Source organism: Cohnella mopanensis (assembly GCF_022352055.1).
GTDB classification, from domain to species: domain Bacteria; phylum Bacillota; class Bacilli; order Paenibacillales; family Paenibacillaceae; genus Cohnella; species Cohnella mopanensis.
This window is the reverse complement of record NZ_JAKRWM010000031.1, coordinates 1-20,966: the sequence shown is the minus strand read 5'-3', so window position 1 is coordinate 20,966 and position 20,966 is coordinate 1. Positions and strand designations below refer to the sequence as shown.

At 51.3% G+C, this 20,966-nt stretch carries 22 protein-coding genes and 1 pseudogene; 1 reads left to right on the top strand and 22 read right to left on the bottom strand.

Annotation, left to right across the window (positions count from 1 at the left end; all coding sequences use genetic code 11):
- Window positions 1-45: 45 nt before the first annotated feature.
- The 13 genes from nusG to L3D05_RS25235 all read right to left on the bottom strand — a co-directional run bounded on the left by nusG (window position 46) and on the right by L3D05_RS25235 (window position 10,708).
- On the bottom strand, window positions 46-579 hold the full coding sequence (gene nusG, locus L3D05_RS25295) for a transcription termination/antitermination protein NusG (protein ID WP_239619160.1): 534 nt from the start codon (window positions 577-579) through the stop codon (window positions 46-48).
- A gap of 25 nt (window positions 580-604) precedes the next feature.
- Window positions 605-814 (bottom strand): preprotein translocase subunit SecE, encoded by a 210-nt coding sequence (gene secE / locus L3D05_RS25290; protein ID WP_115995295.1) that lies wholly within the window; start codon window positions 812-814, stop codon window positions 605-607.
- Window positions 815-832: 18 nt separating this feature from the next.
- Window positions 833-982, bottom strand: a complete 150-nt coding sequence (gene rpmG, locus L3D05_RS25285; protein ID WP_115995294.1) for a 50S ribosomal protein L33 — start codon at window positions 980-982, stop codon at window positions 833-835.
- Between the two features lie 456 nt (window positions 983-1,438).
- Window positions 1,439-2,089 (bottom strand): RNA polymerase sporulation sigma factor SigH, encoded by a 651-nt coding sequence (gene sigH / locus L3D05_RS25280; RefSeq protein WP_239619159.1) that lies wholly within the window; start codon window positions 2,087-2,089, stop codon window positions 1,439-1,441.
- Between the two features lie 152 nt (window positions 2,090-2,241).
- Window positions 2,242-2,775: an NYN domain-containing protein gene (locus L3D05_RS25275; RefSeq protein ID WP_239619158.1), complete on the bottom strand. Its 534-nt coding sequence runs from the start codon at window positions 2,773-2,775 to the stop codon at window positions 2,242-2,244.
- A 7-nt stretch (window positions 2,776-2,782) separates the two neighbouring features.
- Window positions 2,783-3,577 (bottom strand): 23S rRNA (guanosine(2251)-2'-O)-methyltransferase RlmB, encoded by a 795-nt coding sequence (gene rlmB / locus L3D05_RS25270; protein ID WP_255807867.1) that lies wholly within the window; start codon window positions 3,575-3,577, stop codon window positions 2,783-2,785.
- A gap of 232 nt (window positions 3,578-3,809) precedes the next feature.
- Window positions 3,810-4,247, bottom strand: coding sequence for a Mini-ribonuclease 3 (locus tag L3D05_RS25265; protein ID WP_239619157.1), 438 nt, complete (start codon window positions 4,245-4,247; stop codon window positions 3,810-3,812).
- Window positions 4,244-5,656 carry a cysteine--tRNA ligase gene (cysS, locus tag L3D05_RS25260; RefSeq protein ID WP_239619156.1) on the bottom strand — a complete coding sequence of 471 codons (1,413 nt, stop codon included), beginning with the start codon at window positions 5,654-5,656 and terminating at the stop codon, window positions 4,244-4,246. The genes L3D05_RS25265 and cysS overlap by 4 nt, the downstream gene beginning before the upstream one ends.
- The gene (gene cysE, locus L3D05_RS25255) at window positions 5,653-6,375 is read right to left on the bottom strand and encodes a serine O-acetyltransferase (protein WP_239619155.1); all 723 of its coding nucleotides are present in this window, start codon (window positions 6,373-6,375) and stop codon (window positions 5,653-5,655) included. Before cysE ends, cysS begins: the two co-directional genes overlap by 4 nt.
- Before the next feature lie 442 nt (window positions 6,376-6,817).
- Window positions 6,818-8,284: a glutamate--tRNA ligase gene (gene gltX, locus L3D05_RS25250; RefSeq protein WP_239619154.1), complete on the bottom strand. Its 1,467-nt coding sequence runs from the start codon at window positions 8,282-8,284 to the stop codon at window positions 6,818-6,820.
- A gap of 57 nt (window positions 8,285-8,341) precedes the next feature.
- The gene (ispF, locus tag L3D05_RS25245; RefSeq protein ID WP_239619153.1) at window positions 8,342-8,818 is read right to left on the bottom strand and encodes a 2-C-methyl-D-erythritol 2,4-cyclodiphosphate synthase; all 477 of its coding nucleotides are present in this window, start codon (window positions 8,816-8,818) and stop codon (window positions 8,342-8,344) included.
- Window positions 8,815-9,513, bottom strand: coding sequence for a 2-C-methyl-D-erythritol 4-phosphate cytidylyltransferase (gene ispD, locus L3D05_RS25240; RefSeq protein ID WP_239619152.1), 699 nt, complete (start codon window positions 9,511-9,513; stop codon window positions 8,815-8,817). The genes ispF and ispD overlap by 4 nt, the downstream gene beginning before the upstream one ends.
- A 109-nt stretch (window positions 9,514-9,622) precedes the next feature.
- On the bottom strand, window positions 9,623-10,708 hold the full coding sequence (locus L3D05_RS25235) for a PIN/TRAM domain-containing protein (protein ID WP_439647985.1): 1,086 nt from the start codon (window positions 10,706-10,708) through the stop codon (window positions 9,623-9,625).
- Window positions 10,709-10,888: 180 nt separating this feature from the next.
- Between L3D05_RS25235 and L3D05_RS25230 the strand changes: the two genes are divergently transcribed.
- A complete protein-coding gene (locus L3D05_RS25230; RefSeq protein WP_239619150.1) occupies window positions 10,889-11,284 on the top strand; it encodes a nucleoside triphosphate pyrophosphohydrolase family protein in 396 nt (131 codons plus the stop codon).
- Window positions 11,285-11,587: 303 nt separating this feature from the next.
- On the opposite strand, the gene pssA is transcribed toward L3D05_RS25230, so the two are convergent.
- The 9 genes and pseudogenes from pssA to L3D05_RS26550 all read right to left on the bottom strand — a co-directional run.
- Entirely contained in the window at window positions 11,588-12,337 is a 750-nt protein-coding gene (pssA, locus tag L3D05_RS25225) for a CDP-diacylglycerol--serine O-phosphatidyltransferase (protein ID WP_239619149.1), read from the bottom strand.
- A 158-nt stretch (window positions 12,338-12,495) separates the two neighbouring features.
- Window positions 12,496-13,605: a DNA integrity scanning diadenylate cyclase DisA gene (gene disA / locus L3D05_RS25220; RefSeq protein ID WP_239619148.1), complete on the bottom strand. Its 1,110-nt coding sequence runs from the start codon at window positions 13,603-13,605 to the stop codon at window positions 12,496-12,498.
- Window positions 13,606-13,623: 18 nt separating this feature from the next.
- Window positions 13,624-14,991, bottom strand: coding sequence for a DNA repair protein RadA (gene radA / locus L3D05_RS25215; RefSeq protein WP_239619147.1), 1,368 nt, complete (start codon window positions 14,989-14,991; stop codon window positions 13,624-13,626).
- A gap of 114 nt (window positions 14,992-15,105) precedes the next feature.
- On the bottom strand, window positions 15,106-17,553 hold the full coding sequence (gene clpC, locus L3D05_RS25210; RefSeq protein ID WP_239619146.1) for an ATP-dependent protease ATP-binding subunit ClpC: 2,448 nt from the start codon (window positions 17,551-17,553) through the stop codon (window positions 15,106-15,108).
- Between the two features lie 35 nt (window positions 17,554-17,588).
- Window positions 17,589-18,653: a protein arginine kinase gene (gene mcsB / locus L3D05_RS25205; protein WP_239619145.1), complete on the bottom strand. Its 1,065-nt coding sequence runs from the start codon at window positions 18,651-18,653 to the stop codon at window positions 17,589-17,591.
- 16 nt (window positions 18,654-18,669) lie between these two features.
- Window positions 18,670-19,182: a protein-arginine kinase activator protein McsA gene (gene mcsA / locus L3D05_RS25200; RefSeq protein WP_239619144.1), complete on the bottom strand. Its 513-nt coding sequence runs from the start codon at window positions 19,180-19,182 to the stop codon at window positions 18,670-18,672.
- An 18-nt stretch (window positions 19,183-19,200) separates the two neighbouring features.
- On the bottom strand, window positions 19,201-19,662 hold the full coding sequence (locus L3D05_RS25195; protein ID WP_305037465.1) for a CtsR family transcriptional regulator: 462 nt from the start codon (window positions 19,660-19,662) through the stop codon (window positions 19,201-19,203).
- A gap of 660 nt (window positions 19,663-20,322) precedes the next feature.
- Entirely contained in the window at window positions 20,323-20,478 is a 156-nt protein-coding gene (locus tag L3D05_RS25190) for an S-layer homology domain-containing protein (protein WP_239619142.1), read from the bottom strand.
- Window positions 20,479-20,638: 160 nt separating this feature from the next.
- A pseudogene (locus L3D05_RS26550) lies at window positions 20,639-20,785 on the bottom strand (S-layer homology domain-containing protein); the annotation flags it as partial.
- Window positions 20,786-20,966: the final 181 nt, after the last annotated feature.

Sequence of the window (20,966 nt, the reverse complement as noted above, 5' to 3'; positions counted from 1 at the left end):
TCCGTCCCTCCCGCTCATTCAAGAAACCCATACACACAAAGATACTTATATCTTTTCCACTTGAGTGAAATCCAACTCAACCGGGGTTTCCCTGCCAAACATGTTAACGTGCACCTTAAGCTTGCTCTTATCGGGCAGAATTTCTTCTACGGAACCGACAAAGTTAGCAAAAGGACCAACCTTAACGCGGACGTTCTCTTTCAATTCGAAATCGATAACCGGCTTAGGCTCATCCATACCCATATGTTTTAGAATTCCTTCTACTTCATCGGGAAGAAGCGCCGTCGGTTTCGATCCGGATCCCGTGGAGCCTACAAATCCGGTTACTCCCGGAGTATTGCGGACCACATACCAAGAATCGTCCGTTTGGACCATCTCGACAAGAACGTAGCCGGGATACACTTTACGCATAACCGTCTTTTTCTTGCCATCTTTGTTGACGATCTCTTCTTCCATCGGAACAAGCACACGGAAGATTTTGTCTTGCATACCCATAGATTCCACGCGTTTCTCCAAGTTAGCCTTAACCTTGTTCTCGTAACCGGAGTACGTGTGCACTACATACCATCTTTTCTCCATGGAAAAGCCACCTTTGGTTCCAGCGTCAGATGATGAGATCGACGAGGGATGAAATACCGATGTCCAGACCCCAGAAGTAGATCGTTACCAGCAGCACAGTCACAATAACGATGATTGTGTAGCTGACAAGTTCTTTCCGGCTGGGCCAACGGACTTTCTTTAATTCGTTCCAGCTATCGGCAAAAAACGAAAAAAAGGACCCAAAGTTTTGTTTCATCTTGGCCAGGAAAGTCACGTTCATACCTCCTAGGAGTTAACGCGTTTCGCGATGAGGATGATGTTCATTGCAAAATTTGCAGAACTTCTTCAACTCGATGCGATCGGCGTGTGTCCGTTTGTTCTTGCTCGACGTGTAGTTCCGTTGCTTGCAGTTCGTACAAGCTAGAGTGATGATTACGCGCATCCCATTCCACCTCCCGGGATCATAACTTCATAAAAAAAGACAACCATTCAGCGGAAACCCCAGCTTGGCGAACCAAGGCTGCTTCGGTATCGAGGCTTAATGACAAGTCATCAAGACAACAATTCCTGGTGTTTCGCCGATGATTCAGAGCCAGCGCATAAGAAACCACGTTAAGGTTACTAAAATAATTTATCACAGGGGGAAATCGATGTCAACGAAAACCGTCATTAGCCTACTATTGGAAGTCGAACGATAGGCTTACAATTCCCGAACGAACTCCCTCTCGTCCTAGTATCCTTGTAAATATTCTGCCATATTTCCGAGGTTCTAACCCTATTGCTCAAAAAATGTCTCGGCACAGAGTATTCCCGTACGCCCCTCCACCGTATGATAACGGCATTAAAAAAGCAGCACGATTATTCGGCTGCAGTAATAATTCATATGATGGCTTGAACATTAGTGGGCAAGATCCCGCACTTCCAAATAACGCTCCAACTTACGCTTAACGCGTTGCAAGGCATTGTCGATCGACTTCACGTGCCTGTCGAGGTCTACGGCGATCTCTTGGTAGGAACGCCCATCCAAGTAAAGCATGAGCACCTTGCGCTCCAGGTCGCTTAAGATTTCCGACATCTTGTCTTCGAGCCCGTAGAACTCTTCTTGGTTAATAATCATTTCCTCGGGATCGCATACTCTAGAACCGCATATGACGTCTAGCAGCGTCCGATCAGAATCTTCGTCATAAATCGGTTTATCCAAGGAAACGTAAGAGTTCAGGGGAATATGCTTCTGTCGCGTTGCGGTCTTGATCGCGGTAATAATCTGCCGGGTGATGCACAACTCCGCAAAAGCTTTGAACGAAGCCAGCTTGTCGCCCTTGAAGTCTCGAATCGCCTTATAGAGGCCGATCATCCCTTCTTGCACGATATCTTCCCGTTCCGCTCCGATCAGAAAATAAGAACGCGCCTTGGCACGTACGAAATTTCGATATTTATGAATGAGGTACTCCAACGCTTCGCTATCGCCCATGCGAACGAATTCTACGATGTCCTCGTCGGCCTTGAAGTCGTACTCACGCGTTGCCAGTCTCTCCAAGTCGACGCTCATGAACATTCCTCCGGTCTGCATTGGCCTACTGGAACCTTTTGCTCTATCAAACTATTAACAATATACTTGATATGGCGCATAGCGTCAATGGATTTGCCGTTTTTCACAGCTCGTCCACGGTGGTAAAATTGTAAATAATAGCCACGATTCCTTCAATTTTCTCCCAGACCTCTCCTCATCCGTTCCAATCGGCGTTGCACATCATCGGGCAAAACTTCGTCCAAAGGATTTTTCTTAAGCTGCGTTTTGCTTTGAATAGCCGATTGAATATCCGCTCTGCTTTGGCGTACCTCCAGCCGTAGTTCCCGCGCCGACAGCCGAAGCGCGCCGCGGCCGAACGCGACATGCTGTTCGACCAGATCCGAAGTGGCGACGTAAATATTGCGCTTCACCGACGTCCACTCTCCGACCAAACGCTCGATGCATTCGTCGGCGGTTTCACGCTCGCGCGTATAGACGACCTTAAGCTTCTTGCGATGGCGATATTCAGCTCCAACACCCGGGACGCGAAAGGCATCGAACACGACGATCAAGATAAGGCCGGCGTAGCTTTGGTAATCCGACAACATCTCCAGCAACCGGTCTCGCGCGTCTTCCAGCTTCTCGCTTTTGAGAACCGCGAGCTCCGGCCACGCTCCGATCATGTTATAACCATCGACGAGCAGGACGTCCTCGCGTTGGAACATGCGTTTCTCACGCATGTTCCGTAGTCGAATGACTTGTCGAAGCGCCTCTTTTCTTCTGGGCTTCAGCACGCTGACGAACGACTTCGTACAAAATAACTCCCGCGGCGACTGACGCGTTGAGCGAGTTGATCTGTCCGGCCATAGGAAGCGACAGGATGAAATCGCATCTCTCTCTAACTAAACGGGATAGCCCTTGCCCCTCGTTACCGATCACGATGGCTAACGGACCGGTTAGGTTCGTCTCGTAGAAGCCTTCCTTGGCGCCTGCATCCGCTCCAGCGATCCATAGCCCCGCTTCCTTAAGCTTCTCCATCGTCTGCACCAGATTGGCTACCCGCGCCACTGGAACGTACTCTACCGCACCCGCGGAAGTTTTGGCGACGACCGCCGTCAACCCTGCGCTTCTGCGTTTCGGAACAATAACGCCATGTACCCCCGTGCAATCGGCCGTCCGCAGAACGGAACCGAGATTATGGGGATCTTCCACTTCGTCGAGCAACACGATGAGCGGCGCTTCTCCACTCGCAGCTGCACGCGCAAGAAGCTCGTCCACTTCCACATAGGCGACGGCCGCCGCTTGAGCGACTACTCCTTGATGCTGCATATCTGGAACCAATCGATCGAGCTTGCTCTTGTCCACTTGCTGAACGACGATTCCCCGCGCCTTGGCTTCTTCCATGATCGGCAGTATAAGATTTTTCTGGGCTTGATTCGACATGAATATTTTGTTGATCGAACGCCCTGCCCTCATGGCCTCCAACACGGGATGCTTGCCAGCCAAGTACTCGTCGTCGCCTTTCAAGGCGCTATCTTCAGCCCATACCTCGTTGTCGGCAGCCGATTCCTTCGCGGGAACCGTCGAATGACGTCTTTCTTTATCCTTGCTTCCATTGCTCGAAGAGTTCCAGCCGCCTTTGCGCTCGTTAGGCTTAGATGGCCTAGCGCCGTTCGCAGAGCGATTACCCGGCGCCCTCGGATTGTGATTATTCATTTTTCATCTTCCTTTATCGTTTATTGCGACCCTTGCAAACCGGTTATTCCGGTTGATGTGAGAATGCCAATTCGATTAGTTGCTCCAGACGTTCCTTAGCCCCTTGATAATAAAGGTAACCCACTAGACATTCCAGAGCCGTCGCATGTCGGTAGTCCGCGGGATCCGCGTTCTTCGGAGGCTGGCCCGACTTGGTGTTGCGGCCCCGCCTCACGATGTCCGCCTCCTCTTCCGAGAGCAACGGATTCCACTTTTGCAGAAGTTTTGCCTGAGCCGCGGCGGATACATACGATGTCGCGGCGCGGTGTAGCTCATGAGGCTTGCGTTTAAACCCGGCGATTAACCTCTGGCGGATATATATCTCGAACACGGCATCCCCGATGTAAGCGAGCACTACCGGGGAAAGTAAATTCACGGGAACGTCCGTAGGGACAACAGGCGAGATGACGGGGGCTAGAGACAAGCTTTCCCGTTCCGTCATTTGCGCCGCCAACGTATGCCTTGCGGTGTATCTTCCAGTAGAATTCCCTGGTCCGCCAATAAATCGCGAATCTCATCCGCGCGAGCAAAATTGCGGTTAGCGCGAGCCGTCGTTCGTTCAGCGATTAGCGCATCAACCTCTTCGTCCAGCAGTTCGGCCTCTTCGACCGCCGGCAGCAATCCCATAATCGCATTCATCCCGTCTATCCGGGCGAGAATGAAATGCAAATCCGTTTCGCTTACGACTTCCCGTTGCAAATAAGAGTTCACTTCGGAAACGAGACCGAACCAGGCGGTTATCGCATCCGGGGTACTGAAATCGTCCTCCATCCGGGAATGGAATTCGGCATTGATTTGCTCGAGCCGCGCTTGCAGATCCTTATCCTCGGCCAAGGAAAGACTGCCTTTCGCCACGGACGACAGCCGGTGTTTGACATTGTCTCGGCAGTTGGTGAGCCTCTCGATGCTATTGGTGGCTTGACGGATCGTCTCGTCGCTGAAGTTAAGAGGGCTGCGATAATGGGTCGCCAGCATCAAGTATCTGATCGCGTACTTGCTAGTGCCTTTGAGAAGTTGCCTGACGTTAACTCCGTTACCTAAGGATTTCGACATTTTCTCGTTATTAATATTCACGAAACCGTTATGCATCCAATATCGGGACAACGGCTGACCGGTCAAAGATTCGGATTGGGCAATCTCGCACTCATGATGCGGGAATTGCAGATCATGGCCGCCTCCGTGGATATCGAGCGTATCTCCCGCGTATTTGCGTACCATCGCGGAGCATTCGATATGCCAGCCCGGACGACCGTCTCCCCAAGGGCTCGGCCAATGAATTTCACCGGGCTTCGCCGCTTTCCATAACACGAAATCCTGCGGGTTTTCCTTTCGTTCATCCACATCTATTCGAATGCCGTATTGCAGCTCGTCGAGATTTTTGTGGGATAACTTCCCGTATTCGGCGAAGGTCCCCGTACGGAAATAGACGTCTCCGGCGCTCTCGTACGCGCTGCCTTGATCGACCAGCTCTTGAATGAACGCCACGATTTCGTCGATCGTCTCCGTCACCCGCGGGGATATCGTTGGCGGGAACGCGCCGAGCGCTTCCCTGTCTTCCTTGAACGCCGTGATGAACTTCTCCGCCAACTCCGGCACCGTAATACCAAGCTCCGCGGCTTTACGGATCATTTTGTCGTCAACATCCGTGTAATTAACGATGTAATTCACTTGCAAGCCGATCGCTTCCAAGTACCGGCGAACGACGTCGAAGAAAATGACCGGTCGCGCATTGCCGATATGAATATAGTCATATACGGTCGGGCCGCATACGTACATATTGACCTTACCCGGCTCGCGCGGTATGAACTCTTGAGGCTGTCTCGTTAGGCTGTCGTATATTTTGAGATTCACGTTGCGTTAGCTCCTTTAAGTTCCTTGGAATCGCTTGTTTCCTCGGAATCGCTTAGTTCTTTGTTGCCGTTCGTTCCGCTAGTTCTAATTCGTTCTATCTCGGACCGCAATTCGTTGATTTCCTTCTGCATGAACCGGAAGGTTTCGATCAACGGGTCTGGCAAATTCGTATGATCCAACCGATCGCCGATTTTTTTTCCGTTGCGCTTGACGATTCGACCCGGGATGCCGACAACCGTACTATTGGGCGGCACTTCTCGCAGCACGACGGAATTGGCCCCGATATTAGAGTTATCTCCAACCGTGAACGATCCAAGTACTTTCGCGCCGGAAGCAATAACGACCCTGTTGCCGATCGTCGGATGTCGTTTGCCTTTTTCTTTGCCCGTTCCGCCTAATGTGACTCCCTGATAGATGACGACTTCGTCCCCGATCTCGCACGTTTCCCCGATCACGACGCCCATACCATGATCTATGAACAGTTTATTGCCGATACGTGCCCCGGGGTGAATTTCGATTCCCGTAAAGAAACGGCTAATCTGGGAAATCATGCGTGCGACGGTATACCAACGATGACGATAGAAGAAATGAGCGAAACGATGAGACCAAATTGCATGTAACCCCGCATAAGTGAATACCACTTCAAACCAGCTTCGAGCAGCAGGGTCATTCTCGAAAACCGCATCGATATCGGATTGGACTTTCCGCCATATTCCCATATCCTGTCCCCCCCTTTGAACAACTGTCTGAGATCCATACAGCATTACGGCTACACGCAATATCCGCGGGAATAAAAAAAGCCCCTGCAGCTTATCGCTGCAGAGACGTCATGACGTGGTCCCACTCTGCTTGAGCATGCGTCCGGATGGACTCCGCTCCTCATTGGATGAATAACGGGATCCCCCCGGCACCGCTTACCCCGTACAAGCCTGCAATAACGCGAGCCTTCTCACGATACTTTAGGTTGTCCGATCAGCGGCGCAGCTCCCAGGCGCAATTCGGTTTCGCAGGAATGGGCGGCTCTCAGCCATGACCGCCTTCTCTGGACATTCGTTAAACGAAACTTACTTTCCTGTTCGTCGCACATTTTCGATATAGCTCAAGTATATCCCAACGCTTCTCAGGTGACAAGAGATGCCACGCTATGCGCGAGTCATGGCCTCACTTAGCCAACTGCTGATTCAGACGCTTCAGCACTTGTCCGCGGCCCAGCAACCAGATGGTGCCGTTCAAATCCGGTCCGTGCGTCTGCCCGGTAAGAGCCACGCGGATCGGCATGAACAATCCTTTACCCTTCACTCCGGTAGCCGTCTGAACGCCTTTGATCAGGCTCTTCATATTCTCGACCGTGAAACCCTCTTCGCCCGCCTCCTCAAGTCCGGCAAGGAAAGCCGCCAGCACGGTAGGAACGGTCTCTTCGGCCAGTACGGCCTCCGCCTCATCATTGAACTCAAGCGACTCTTGGAAGAAAAGATCGGATAGCGATACGATCTCGGCTCCGAATCTCAAGTGATCCCGGAATAGAGTCACTAATGCGGTAGCCCATTCCATTTCCTGTTCGTTCGGCACCTCTGGCAACCGGCCCGAAGCCTTCAGGTGAGGCAGGCATAGCTCGATAACGCGCTCCGGCGAAGCTTGCTTCAAGTAATGCTGATTCAACCAGCTAAGCTTGGCCGTGTCGAATACCGCAGGACTCTTGGAAAGACGGTTCGCATTAAAAACTTCAATGAGCTGCTCGCGGCTGTAGATTTCCTCTTCCCCTTCCGGAGACCAGCCAAGCAACGTGATGAAGTTAAATATCGCTTCCGGCAAGTAGCCCAATTCGTCGTACTGCTGAATGAATTGAACGATGGATTCGTCCCGTTTGGAAAGCTTCTTGCGTTGGTCGTTCACGATCAGCGTCATATGGCCGAACTCCGGCGGGGTCCAATCGAACGCTTCATAGATCATCAATTGGCGAGGAGTGTTCGTGATATGGTCTTCGCCGCGCAAGACGTGCGTGATCGCCATCAGATGATCGTCAACGGCCACGGCATAGTTATAGGTTGGAATTCCGTCTTTCTTCACGATAACGAAATCGCCGAAATCGTCGGCACGGAACGAAATTTCCCCTTTGACCGTATCGGTGAACGTATACACCCGGTCTGTCGGGACGGTAAACCGAATGCTTGGAATTCGTCCTTCGGCAGCAAGCTTAGCTCGCCCTTCAGCGTCAAGATGGCGGCATTTACCGGAGTATTTCGGCGTTTCGCCGCGCGCGGATTGCTCCTCGCGTTCCTGTTCCAGTTCCGCTTCATTGCAATAGCAAGGATAAGCGAGCTGACGATCCAGCAATTGTTGCGTGTGAGTATTGTAAATATCGATACGCTCCGTCTGGCGGTAAGGGCCGTAATCGCCTGGACGGTCAATGCTTTCATCCCAGTCGACGCCGAGCCATTTCAGATAAGTGAGCTGACTTTCCTCACCTCCGGCTACGTTACGTTTCACGTCCGTATCCTCGATGCGAATGATGAAGTCGCCCCCATGGTGGCGAGCGAATAAATAGTTGAAAATAGCCGTTCGTGCATTACCGATATGCAAATGGCCCGTTGGGCTAGGCGCGTAACGTACGCGGACTTTCGTAGACATGATTGTTCCTCCTAAAATAAACTGGCTTGAAATGCGGAGCTACGTGCGGAGAGCCTCTCAATCTTTAACGAGAAGAACAACCGCTTGAGATGCTATGCCTTCGCCCCGTCCGGGAAATCCAAGACGTTCAGTCGTCGTTGCTTTCACGTTGATCTCGGTTTCATCGCACTCCAACACACGAGCGATTACCTTGACCATCGCCGGAATATACGGAGCCATCTTAGGCGCCTGAGCGATGATCGTCGCATCCGCGTTGCCTAGCCGATAACCCCGTTCCTTGGCCAAGCCCCAGACGTGTTCTAACAATTTAACGCTATCGGCATCCTTAAATTCAGGATCGGTATCGGGAAAATGCTTGCCGATATCTCCGAGAGCAAGAGCGCCGAGTATCGCATCGCTTATCGTATGTAGAAGCACATCCGCGTCCGAGTGGCCTAAAAGCCCTTTCTCGTACGGAATTGTAACGCCTCCTATAATGCATGGGCGTCCCGCAACAAGCTGGTGTACGTCGAATCCCTGTCCAATCCGAATCATTCCCTTACCCCTTCCTCATAACGCCTCGCGAGCAGAAGCTCGGCAATCGGCAAATCTTCCGGCGTCGTAATTTTAATATTCGCGTAATTTCCTTCGACGATAGCGACTTTACGGCCTAACCGCTCTAGCAGCATCGCGTCGTCCGTCGCCGAAGCGCCCACTTCCTGCGCTTGCCGATGCGCGTGCATCAGCTCAAGACGCAAAAAAGCCTGCGGAGTCTGCACGCTCCACAGCGTCTGGCGTTCTGGAGTCGCGACGATAAATCCGTTGCCGTCCGAAACTTTGATCGTATCTTTAACCCGAACCGCTAACGCGGCCGAACCATGCTCTTCCGCCGCCAGGCAACAAGCTTCCACTTGCCCGGAAGTAATGAGCGGCCTTGCCGCGTCATGGACGAGCACGCCTTCCGTGTCCAGAACAGCTAAGCCCGCATATACGCTATCTTGCCGCTCCGCTCCGCCCGGAACAATTAATTTTACTTTGCGGAATCCTTCGCTTGCTATGATCTCGGCCGCCTTCTTCTGTTCTCCCGAAGTCACGACCAAGACAATGGAAGACACGACGGAACATCGTTCGAAGGCATCGAGCGTATGTGCCAGCACCGAACGACCGGCCAATTGCAAGTAGGGCTTGTTATCCGCGGCTCCCATTCGAGTGCCGCGCCCCGCCGCTACCACGACTGCTCCCCAATCCATTCCTTATGATCCCCTTATAATTGCAAATCGCAACGAAAGTTGCCTTGATGACAAACGAAAGACGGGACACTAGAGCGCGTCCCGCCCGTAATCTTAATATCATACCTCGTTACAGCGCTTTTTCCAATAGCTTCGGCTTCGCGAAAATCATTCGTCCCGCGGACGTCTGCAGGACACTGGTCACGAGTACTTCCATCGTCGTTCCAATGAACTCTCGTCCGCCTTCCACCACGATCATTGTGCCGTCGTCCAAATAAGCGACGCCCTGCCCGTGCTCCTTGCCGTCCTTAATCACTTGAACGACGATTTCCTCACCCGGAAGAACGACAGGTTTAACCGCGTTAGCCAGATCGTTAATGTTCAGCACCGACACGCCTTGCAGCTCGCATACTTTGTTCAGGTTAAAATCGTTGGTGACCACTTTGCCCTGCATCGCTTTCGCGAGCTTGACGAGCTTGCTGTCCACTTCCCCGGGCTCTTCGTTCGCATCTTCGTAAATGAGTACCCTAACGTCTAATTCCTTCTGGATTTTATTAAGGATATCCAATCCCCTCCGTCCCCGATTGCGCTTAAGCAAGTCCGAAGAATCCGCGATATGCTGAAGCTCCTCCAGCACGAATTCAGGAATGACCAGCGTTCCTTCAATAAAGCCGGTTTTGCAAATATCTGCGATTCGTCCGTCGATTATGACACTAGTATCCAAAATTTTATGTTCTTCGAACCGCGGCCCCTCCTTAGGAGGAACCTCTGCCGTTCTGCGCGACCGGAACCAGTCGCCCAGCTCGTCCTTTTTGTGCGTACCGATTTTCAGACCGGCGTATCCGAGCGTTAATGCCGTTCCTGCTGCCAATACTTGTCCCACATGGGGGACATTCGACGCGTAAGGATACAGGAATGAGGAAAGCGTAAGTCCGAAGGTCAAGCCGATCAAGCCAGAAAGAAGATCCGATACAGGATAGCTGGACAGCCTATCAATTCCCCGCGACAAGGAACGAGATAAAGGCGTAGCGATAGAGGTCGCAAGCAAAAATCCGGCAAAAGCCCCGATCACCGCGCTGAACGTCCCGCCGCCTGCCGATGCCCCCAGCAATGTTCCCATCCACGGCTCATTCACAGACACTGACGAGGCTGACATTTGTTGGCCAAGCAAAGCACCAATAAAAATGCCTATAATCTGAATTACTCTTTTCATCATCATGATAAATCACTCCCTTTCTTAACTTGATTCCAAGTTTTCTTTAATAGTATGTTCCAATTTATCGATTACTAACCTCATCTTCGCAAGTTAATGATCGACAACTTCTTTTGAAATCTCTCAGCCCTTGATCTATAATGAAGAAGGAAAAGTAAATTAAAGGTAACCGAGGTGGAACGGATGAGCTCACCTACGCTTCATGAATTTCAGAGTCAGGTGTCGGAATTGTTACTCCGTCATCGCAGTCTGCTCGATGTTGTCACGAAGTTCAGTCAATCCAATGCATCCGTCAACCGGGCCATATCCAAATCGATCACCGAATGCGGATGTATTGCTTTAAACGCACGAAACCAAGGCTTCTCCGAGGAAATGCCGCTCGACCAAGCGCATCGCCAATCGAAATCCCACATGGAAGGCGACTTGTGCGAGCAATGCAAAGAAATCATTCGCAGCGAAATGGGCAAGAATCTTTTCTACATGTCCGCAATGTGCAATCTGCTAGATATCAGCCTGGAAGAAGTTGTCGCCAAGGAAGCTGACAAATGTTCTACGCTTGGCTGGTTTAACTTAACTTAATATTGGAATAAAAGAAGCTGCAAAAAGTCACTCCGACTTTTTGCAGCTTCTTTTAATTCTGTTCTAGCCTAGTTGAGACAAAAATATTTGCAAATTTCGTCGCATCAGCCTCATCTGAATCACCTAGGCCAAAAAAGTACCTTCATTTCCCTTACAATAGGCAAGACCGAAAAAAAACGGTTTAAGATCTGGGGTCTGACTATCGTAGGTCTATTGGTATTAGCGAACAATTAGCCGAAAAAAAGCATCGATTATCTCCCAACCGCTGGGGGAGACATCGATGCTACGAATACTCATGCAAAATTAAGCGCTATGCTTGGATTGCTCCTGCTCTTCTTCCGCCGCTTTCCTGCGCGCTCTTCTACCTGAAGGGAGCAGTCCATCAACGTTTTTTTTTAGGCCCCATAAAGCATAGAGAAGCAACAGAGCCAGAATGACTTTAGGAATCGCCTCTTGGAACATATAAGCGAGCACCGCGGCTCCTAAGACAACGACGGGTATCGCCCACATTGCCTTCCTCGGCAAGCCCAGCTTCTTGAAATTCGGATATTTCATGTTACTAACCATTAAGAAAGACAGAGCGACCGTACTGATTAATAACAAAGAATAATGCAGCTCGTGGTGGAACAGCGCCAATGTCGCTAACACACCGCCCGCCGCAGGAATCGGCAAACCGATAAAATAACCTGGAATTCCGTCAATGACATTAAACCTTGCTAATCTTAAAGCTCCGCAAATCGGGAAAATCGCCGTGACGATCCAAGCAATCGCGGGATTCACGCCTTGAAATGCAGCTTGATACATAATGAACGCCGGAGCAACCCCGAAAGAAATGACATCGGAGAGGGAATCCAGCTCTTTGCCGAACTCGCTTTGCGCATTCAGAGCACGAGCTACGCGTCCATCCAATCCATCCAGCAACATCGCTATGATAACCAGAAGAGCAGCCGTGTTCGAGCTGTTCGTTTCGTTGTTAAACGCCAAAATAATGGCTATCACGCCTAAAGACAGATTGCCTATGGTAAAGATATTCGGTATCGATTTCGTAATCATGTTTGCCACCTCGACTTTACTATACCCTATTGACCAGAATGTTAAGCGCGGCCTTCCGGCGCATTCATTCGAGATGATAGCGGAGATCTAAACATCGCCTAAAGGGTGCGCTTTCTTAAATCTGCGCAAATTGAAGAACATTTCCAATTGTATTCCCCTTATATCTGTCTGTCAACAAACACCTGCTCTTGGATCCGTTTCAACCCCTCTTTAATCGCTCTTGCCCGAACCTCCCCGATCCCGTCCACTTCGTCCAATTCTTCAATGGACGCCATGACGATATGCGGCAAAGCACAGAACCGTTCGACCAAATTATGGATGATAACACTTGGCAATCGGGGAATCTTGCTAAGCATCCGGTAACCTCTAGGCAACAATCCTTCTTCGACGACGGAGCTCAAGGATGGATATCCGAGAATGCGGATTAACAAAGCGGAATCGAGAAGCTCCTCAGACGATAACTTTCGAATAGCCGCCTGAATTTCACGCACTTTCGTTTCCCCGTCATCCTTGGCATAATCCCTAAGCAGCAGCCATGCTTCTTCCTCGGCCGCCCCGACCAACTCTTCCTTCTGCATGCTGATCAATCTACCCTCGTTACCCAGTTCCAGCACATAGCGGTTAATCTCGTTGTTGATCCGCAATACCATCTCGGCACGCTGAATGACGTGCGCGACCTCATGCATCGTAACCAGTTCTTCGAATTCCAGCGCAGACAAGTTCGTCAGCGCTTGAGTGAAGACCGCACGATATTTCTCTAACGTCTGGATCGCTTGATTCGCCTTCGTCAAGATGACTCCCATCTCTTTAAGCGCATAGCGGAGTTGGCCTTGGTACAGGGTAATGACGTTACGGCGCTGAGAGATTGATACGACGAGCTTCCCCGTCTGCTTGGCGACCCGCTCCGCCGTTCGGTGGCGAATTCCCGTTTCCGACGAGCTGATCGAGGAATCCGGGATTAGCTGGGTGTTGGCGTACAGTATCCTTTTGACGTCCTCGTTAAGGATGATGGCACCGTCCATCTTGGCCAATTCATACAAATAATTGGGGCTGAAATCGCAGTTGATGGAGAAGCCGCCATCCACGACTTCCATCACTTCCGGACTGTAGCCCACAACGATGAGCGCACCGGTTTTGGCCCGTAGCACGTTCTCAAGCCCATCGCGAAACGGGGTGCCTGGTGCCACCATCTGCAGCAGCAAATTCATCGTTTTCTCCTGTTGAGTGCGTTCCTTATCCTTAGGATCTCTATCTTTATGATCTTTCATGTTGTCATCGATACCCCCCTATTCCAAAGCGGCTTTAAGAGCTTCCGCAACCGTTCTGACGCCGATCAGCGTAATGTCCTTGGGAGCCTGCCATCCCTTCATGCTCGCCTCCGGCAAGATGACGCGTTTGAAGCCTAGCTTATGCGCTTCCTTCACCCGCTGCTCGGCTCTGGATACCGCTCTTACTTCCCCCGTAAGGCCTACTTCGCCGAAGATGACGTCGAACGGCTTGGTCGGAGAATCCTTAAAGCTTGATGCGAGGCTCACAGCCGCCGCTAAATCCGTTGCCGGTTCATCTAGCTTAACCCCGCCCGCTACATTTAAGTAAGCATCCTGATTTTGCAGGAACATTCCCATGCGCTTCTCGAGAACCGCGATGACTAGAGACATCCGATGATGATCGAAACCGGATGCCATCCGTCGCGGCGACGGAAAATGGGTCGGAGAAACGAGAGCCTGTAATTCCACCAACACCGGTCTCGTCCCCTCCATGCTAGCAACAACAGTAGAGCCCGATACGCCTAACGGCCTTTCCGACAGGAACAACTCGGACGGATTCACGACCTCTCGCAAGCCGTCCTCCGTCATATCGAATATTCCGATTTCGTTCGTGGAGCCGAAGCGATTCTTGACCGCGCGCAGAATACGATAAGTATGATGCCGTTCTCCTTCGAAGTAGAGCACGCAATCGACCATATGCTCGAGCAGGCGAGGCCCGGCGATTGCTCCTTCCTTGGTCACGTGTCCGACCAATACGGTGGCCACTCCGTTAATCTTCGATATTCTCATAAAATGAGCCGTGCATTCCCTGACTTGAGCTACGCTTCCCGGAGCCGAAGCGACTTCCGGGCGATACACGGTTTGGATGGAGTCGATGACGAGGAAATCCGGTCCCACTTCCGTTATCGCTTCCTCGATCACCTCAAGATTCGTCTCGCACAACACGTACAGCTTATCGTTCAGCGCCCCAAGACGATCGGCCCTCAGCTTCGTTTGGCGAACCGATTCCTCCCCGGACACGTAAAGCACCTTCAAACCTTGCGTAGACAAGGAATAAGAAGCTTGCAGCAACAGCGTCGATTTACCGATGCCCGGGTCTCCACCGACCAGCATTAACGAGCCCGGCACGAGCCCTCCTCCGAGAACCCGATTCAGCTCGGACAAGCCCGTGGAAATCCGCGGCTCTCGCCCACTTTCTATATCTATGATGGCACGTGCTTTTTCTTTCGTCCGGAGTAACTCACTCCGTCCAACCGGTGCTTTGATTTCCGTCTCGGTCTCTTCGACCATGGTGTTCCACTCGTGGCAGCCTGGGCACTTGCCCATCCACTTCGGGGATTCCGTCCCACATTGCGTGCAGGCGAATTTTGTTTTGACCTTGGCCATTGAGATAACGGCTCCTTTATCGCTTCTATATACGAGAATTTTACCATGAAAAAGGACTCTCCGCACGGACGCCGATGAAGGCGTTGCGGAGAGCCCTTTAATTATTTATTAGGATCAGGCTTTCGTTAGCTCGATTCCGTCTTTCTGTTTCACGACAAGACCGCCGTTCTCCTCGTCGATGAGAAGCGCGTTGCCTTTCGTGATTTTGCCAAGCAACAAGTCTTCGGACAACCGATCCTCGATATGCTTCTGGATCGCTCTGCGCAATGGACGGGCTCCGTATTGCGGATCGAAGCCTTCCTTCGCCAGGAACGCCTTAGCGGATTCCGTAAGCTCGAAGCTAACGTTATGCTCGACAAGGCGCTTGCGAAGATCGTCTGCCATAAGCGTTACGATCTCGGCGATATGCTCCTCCGTAAGCGGGTGGAACACGATCGATTCGTCGATCCGGTTCAAAAACTCCGGACGGAATGATTTCTTCAGCTCGCCAAGCACTTTATCCTTCATATTCTGATAATCGCGGCCGGCGTCTTGAGTTGCCGTGAAGCCGAGCGTCGAGTTTTTCTTGATTTGCTCTGCCCCGACGTTGGACGTCATGATGATCAGCGTATTGCGGAAGTCTACGGAGCGGCCCTTTGAATCGGTCAAGCGACCGTCTTCGAGTACCTGCAGCAAGACGTTGAATACTTCCGGATGGGCTTTCTCGATTTCGTCGAGCAATACGACGGAGTATGGCTTGCGCCGTACTTTCTCCGTCAATTGGCCGCCTTCTTCGTAACCGACGTATCCCGGAGGCGCTCCGACGAGACGCGAGGTGGAATGCTTCTCCATATACTCCGACATATCGATCCGGATAACGGCATTCTCGTCGCCGAACATCGCTTCCGCGATCGCTCTGGCAAGCTCCGTCTTACCGACTCCCGTTGGTCCAAGGAAGATAAAGGAACCCATAGGGCGCTTCGGATCCTTCAGGCCGGCACGGGCCCGGCGAATCGCTCTGGATACGGATTTGACGGCTTCGTCTTGACCGATGACGCGATCGTGAAGGATGCTCTCCATCTTCAGCAAACGCTCGGTTTCTTCCTCCGCAAGCTTGCTGACCGGAATGCCGGTCCAGCTAGCGACCACTTGGGCGATATCCTCAGGCGTAACTTCGGAATCGGTTCTGCCTTGTTTTTCTTTCCACAAGTTTTTCGTATGATCGAGTTCTTCGCGAATTTTCTGTTCCGTATCGCGAAGGGCGGCAGCTTTCTCGAACTCTTGGCTCTGAACGGCTGCATCTTTCTCTTTGCGGATATCCTCCAGCCTTGTTTCCAACTGTTTCAGGTTTGGCGGTACCGTGTACGAGTTCAATCTTACTTTCGATCCCGCTTCGTCGATCAAATCGATCGCTTTGTCGGGCAGGAAACGATCCGGAATGTAACGATCGGACAATTTCACCGCGGCTTCGATCGCTTCATCCGTAATTTTAACCCGGTGATGCGCCTCATAGCGATCGCGCAGGCCGTGCAGGATTTGGATCGCTTCCTCAGGCGTCGGTTGATCTACCGTAATCGGCTGGAACCGGCGTTCCAATGCTGCGTCCTTCTCGATATATTTGCGGTATTCGTCCAGCGTCGTCGCTCCGATACATTGCAGTTCGCCGCGAGCAAGAGCCGGCTTGAGAATGTTGGAAGCATCGATCGCGCCCTCCGCGCCGCCTGCTCCGATCAACGTATGAAGCTCGTCTATGAACAGGATCACGTTGCCGGCTTGGCGAATTTCGTCCATGATTTTTTTCAGGCGGTCTTCGAACTCCCCGCGGTATTTCGTGCCCGCAACGACGGAACCCATATCGAGCGTCATGACACGTTTATCGCGCAGCGTCTCAGGAATTTCGTTGTTTACGATTTTCTGCGCAAGTCCTTCGGCGATAGCCGTTTTACCTACACCCGGCTCCCCGATTAGAACCGGATTATTTTTCGTCCGGCGGGACAATACCTGAATCACGCGTTCGATTTCCTTCTGCCGGCCGATGACCGGATCGATGTTGCCTTCTCGCGCGCTAGCAGTCAGATCACGGGCAAGACCGTCCAAAGTCGGCGTGCTTACGTTAGCGGACGGACCGTGATTCTGCGACACGCTTTCGTTGCTGCCTAGCAATTGCAGAACTTGCTGGCGTGCTTTATTTAAGCTGATCCCTAGATTATTCAGAACGCGAGCCGCAACGCCTTCACCTTCGCGAATAAGACCGAGCAAAATATGCTCCGTGCCAACGTAGGTGTGGCCAAGCTTGCGTGCTTCATCCATGGAAAGCTCGATCACTTTCTTAGCGCGCGGAGTGTATGCGATATTCGTGGGCTGTTCTTGCCCGCGGCCGATCAGCGATTCGACTTCGTCTTGGATTTTCTCCAAACCGAGGCCTAGCGCGATAAGAGCTTTAGCTGCGATGCTTTCCCCTTCCCGGATCAACCCGAGCAGAATATGTTCTGTACCGATATTATTGTGTCCCAAACGCACCGCTTCTTCTTGAGCCAAGGCCAATACCTTCTGTGCACGTTCCGTGAATCTACCAAACATCATGAGACACACCTCCTATAAAGTTAAGAATAAAACATTTATGAAATAGTTGCCAGTCGTGATCGGATTAATTCCGCTCTTGATCTATCCCTGTCTTCCGGACCCATTGCTTCTCCGAATGTCATCTGCAGAAATCCGGGCTGCGTCGACACGAGAAGTTCGTTCAAGGTTGTCTGGTCCACTTCCGGAAGCAAACCTAGATGAACGCCCAGACGGATGTCGGACAACCGTTGCGATGCTTCTTTAGAATCCATGATCATCGCTTGGGACAACACCCCGAACGATCTGCGAACCCGATCTTCCACCCGCAGGCGGGATTCGGATATTAGCTTACTCCTGGCCGACTTCTCGTGTTCGATCATTTGACGCGCGACCTGAAATAAATTTTCGATGATCTCTTGCTCGGATTGGCCAAGCGTAATCTGATTGGATACTTGGAACAGATTACCCGTCGCTTCGCTACCTTCCCCGTAAAGCCCTCTGACCGCAAGACCGACCTGCGTAACGGCGGATAAGATCCGGTTAATCTGGCCCGTCATGACCAAAGCCGGCAAATGCATCATGACCGATACCCGAATTCCTGTCCCTACATTCGTAGGACAACTCGTTAGGTAGCCATGTTTCTCGTCGAAAGCGTAGTCCACCTGCTCTTCGAAGATATCGTCGATCTTGCTTGCCGAATCCCATGCCTCGTGCACTTGAAAGCCGGAACATAAGCATTGGATTCGCAAATGGTCTTCCTCATTGATCATGACGCTTATATCTTCGTTAGGACTTAAGACTAACGCCCCGTTGCGGGATTCGTTCGCCAGATTCGGACTGATCAGGTGCTTCTCGACAAGAACGAGCTTCTCAAGCTCGGTTAGCTCGGATAGCCGAATTTGTTCGATTTGGCCCAATCCGTTTAACCGTCCGCTATCCGCCACGCCGAGCAACTGCTCCATCACGGAGTGTGATTGGGTAGGGTCAGCCATTAGCGGAAAAGGCATATTGCGTATATTGCGAGCGATGCGCACTCGGCTGCTGATCACGACTTCAGAATCCGGACCCTCGCCGTCCATCCATTGACTGAGTGCTTGCTTGACGAATTTCCGATTGGTCATTGTGTCCCCCTACCCTTCAGCCGCTCATTTCTTTCTCGAGCTCGCGAATCCGGTCGCGCAGCTGAGCTGCGGTCTCGAAGTCTTCACGTTCGATGCGCCCTTGCATTTCCTTCTTAAGCCGATCGATCTCCCGCTTCGTCTTAAGCCTTCCTCCTGCCCTCTTCGGCACTTTGCCAACATGCACCGTATTTCCATGTACCCGTTTAAGCAAAGGATCAAGCCTTTCCGAGAATTGCTTATAGCAGTGGCTGCACCCGAACCGGCCGATTTTGCTGAACTGGGTGTATGTCATTCCGCAAGTTTCGCATTTGGCCGCAGGAGGTTTAGCCATAGGGTTCGGATTCGGGTTCTCGAAATCAAGCAAGCCCGAGAGCAAATTGTGAATGGAAAATCCGCTCGAGGTTCCGGGAATAAGCTCTCCCTTCTCCCTAGCGCACGATTCGCAAATGTGCAATTCCGCCTTCTCTCCGTTCACGATTTTCGTAAAATGAAGAGTTGCCGGACGTTTGCCGCATTCTTGGCACTGCATCGGACAAGCCTCCTTTCCTCATTTCGCCAGCAGGGCAATCAATATCGCCTTCACGAGCTTAGCCCGAATCTCATCCCGGAGCGGCAACTTCAAAGCCAATACATCCCGGGAAACAGCGGTCTTGAGAAGGCGGGCTTCTCGCATCGTGATGAACCGAGCTTCCTCTAATTGATAAATAAGCCCTTCCGCTGTCGTCTGGTCGATCTGCTCGCCAACCGTCTGTTGGATGTGGCGCTGTACGGCTTCCAACGAAGGCAGACTCACTCGCTGAATCCGAATATAGCCTCCCCCTCCGCGTTTGCTTTCCACGAAGTAGCCCTTCTCCAGCGTAAATCTCGTGCTGATAACATAGTTGATCTGCGATGGCACGCAAGAGAACTTGTCGGCCAAGTCGCTTCTTTGGATCTCAACCGAGCCTTCCGAGCTGCTCTGCAATATTTGTTTCAAGTACTCCTCGATCAGATCTGTTATGTTAGCCAACGTCCAACCTCCTTTCATGGATGAAAGCCGACGGATGAGCGCTTAAGACCTCTCTATCCGGCTCAGCATTTAGGGGCTGATCTGACTTTGACTTTCTTTGACTATAGTTTTATTATACGCCGCTTTTCGGAAAATGCAACGCGTTACGTAATCCGTTATCCAATCCACTTAATCTTAGTATGTAGGTGGCGCAAAAGCTTTATTCAATTAAGGAACAGCGAATTATGATCTGCTTTGTTATCCCATAACGAGCTTGGCCCCCTCCGGTTAGCAACCAAAGGGGATTCATGTATACCGACACCAGGTGCCGTTATTCATGGAGGGATTTCCGCTTTGCTAAGTTGTAATGGCACCGGGGACCGCTATTTCAAAAACAATCGATCGTTTCTTCGAATTTCAATCCAAATAACGGCGTGGCGGACTCTAACTTCGAGAAAAATGACGCTTTGCTTCGGAATAACAGCACCCCCGTGCCGTTATTCCGTAATCGTACGAAATAGTCCGGCTCAACAGAAAGAGTTCATAACTTCTAATTCCCTCGCTCCGACTTCGATCATCCAGCGGTTAATTGCACACGCATCATGCTCACCCTCTTACGACCCCCTTGTTCTATGTTTGCGGGCTCCAATTGGAATCCTCATAATTTCCCACGCAGTTGTTCTATCGCTCACCTAAAGCCTTCCTCCAGTCCGATAAGAGGCTCCCGTCGGGGAAATGAATAATCATCGCTACTTCCGCTCGGGTGATAAAGACTTGCGGTGCAAGCTCGTTCCCTTTTCTGCCTGAAATGACTTCCGCCCGTAGGCAGTCGACCATGGCGCTCCGGAAGCTTATCTAGTAGAGGCGTCATTGCAATTGCCTTCGCCATGATGACGGCGGCTTGTTCACGAGTAATCTGCTCATTTGGCCGGAAACTTCCGTCCTCATATCCACTAATTAATCCATATTCGTAAGCGGTATGAATAGCCCCGTTATACCAATCGGTTAGGTTAACGTCTTTGAATGGCGTTGCTCCTCGCTCAAGCTTTAGTCCCAGTCCTCGTACGACAATTGCGGCATATTCGGCGCGGGTGATGTTCTGGTCAGGGCTGAACATTCCATTTCCCTTACCTTCAATGACCATGCGCGAACCCATTTCGTTAACGGCACGTTTCGCCCAGTGCTTCTCTACATCCTTGAATTCGATTGGATTCCAACACAAGTGAATACGCAAATAGGAAATAACTAATTTATGTAACTAAATATTTATAACGTATAACGCAAAAAGACGAAGTTCCTCTGGGAAGAGAAACTTCGTCTAAATA

What these genes read in the sequence shown, in the direction of transcription:
- gltX (WP_239619154.1), bottom strand. Translation starts at nt 8,284, where the DNA reads ATGTCTACGAAAGTCCGCGTACGTTACGCGCCTAGCCCAACGGGCCAT.
- L3D05_RS25230 (WP_239619150.1), top strand. Translation starts at nt 10,889, where the DNA reads ATGAGCTCACCTACGCTTCATGAATTTCAGAGTCAGGTGTCGGAATTG.
- L3D05_RS25190 (WP_239619142.1), bottom strand. Translation starts at nt 20,478, where the DNA reads ATGGTCGACTGCCTACGGGCGGAAGTCATTTCAGGCAGAAAAGGGAAC.
- disA (WP_239619148.1), bottom strand. Translation starts at nt 13,605, where the DNA reads ATGAAAGATCATAAAGATAGAGATCCTAAGGATAAGGAACGCACTCAA.
- radA (WP_239619147.1), bottom strand. Translation starts at nt 14,991, where the DNA reads ATGGCCAAGGTCAAAACAAAATTCGCCTGCACGCAATGTGGGACGGAA.
- mcsA (WP_239619144.1), bottom strand. Translation starts at nt 19,182, where the DNA reads ATGCAGTGCCAAGAATGCGGCAAACGTCCGGCAACTCTTCATTTTACG.
- ispD (WP_239619152.1), bottom strand. Translation starts at nt 9,513, where the DNA reads ATGGATTGGGGAGCAGTCGTGGTAGCGGCGGGGCGCGGCACTCGAATG.
- sigH (WP_239619159.1), bottom strand. Translation starts at nt 2,089, where the DNA reads ATGAGCGTCGACTTGGAGAGACTGGCAACGCGTGAGTACGACTTCAAG.
- clpC (WP_239619146.1), bottom strand. Translation starts at nt 17,553, where the DNA reads ATGATGTTTGGTAGATTCACGGAACGTGCACAGAAGGTATTGGCCTTG.
- ispF (WP_239619153.1), bottom strand. Translation starts at nt 8,818, where the DNA reads ATGATTCGGATTGGACAGGGATTCGACGTACACCAGCTTGTTGCGGGA.
- pssA (WP_239619149.1), bottom strand. Translation starts at nt 12,337, where the DNA reads ATGATTACGAAATCGATACCGAATATCTTTACCATAGGCAATCTGTCT.
- rpmG (WP_115995294.1), bottom strand. Translation starts at nt 982, where the DNA reads ATGCGCGTAATCATCACTCTAGCTTGTACGAACTGCAAGCAACGGAAC.
- L3D05_RS25235 (WP_439647985.1), bottom strand. Translation starts at nt 10,708, where the DNA reads ATGATGAAAAGAGTAATTCAGATTATAGGCATTTTTATTGGTGCTTTG.
- mcsB (WP_239619145.1), bottom strand. Translation starts at nt 18,653, where the DNA reads ATGACCAATCGGAAATTCGTCAAGCAAGCACTCAGTCAATGGATGGAC.
- L3D05_RS25265 (WP_239619157.1), bottom strand. Translation starts at nt 4,247, where the DNA reads ATGACGGAACGGGAAAGCTTGTCTCTAGCCCCCGTCATCTCGCCTGTT.
- nusG (WP_239619160.1), bottom strand. Translation starts at nt 579, where the DNA reads ATGGAGAAAAGATGGTATGTAGTGCACACGTACTCCGGTTACGAGAAC.
- L3D05_RS25275 (WP_239619158.1), bottom strand. Translation starts at nt 2,775, where the DNA reads ATGTTCCAACGCGAGGACGTCCTGCTCGTCGATGGTTATAACATGATC.
- cysE (WP_239619155.1), bottom strand. Translation starts at nt 6,375, where the DNA reads ATGGGAATATGGCGGAAAGTCCAATCCGATATCGATGCGGTTTTCGAG.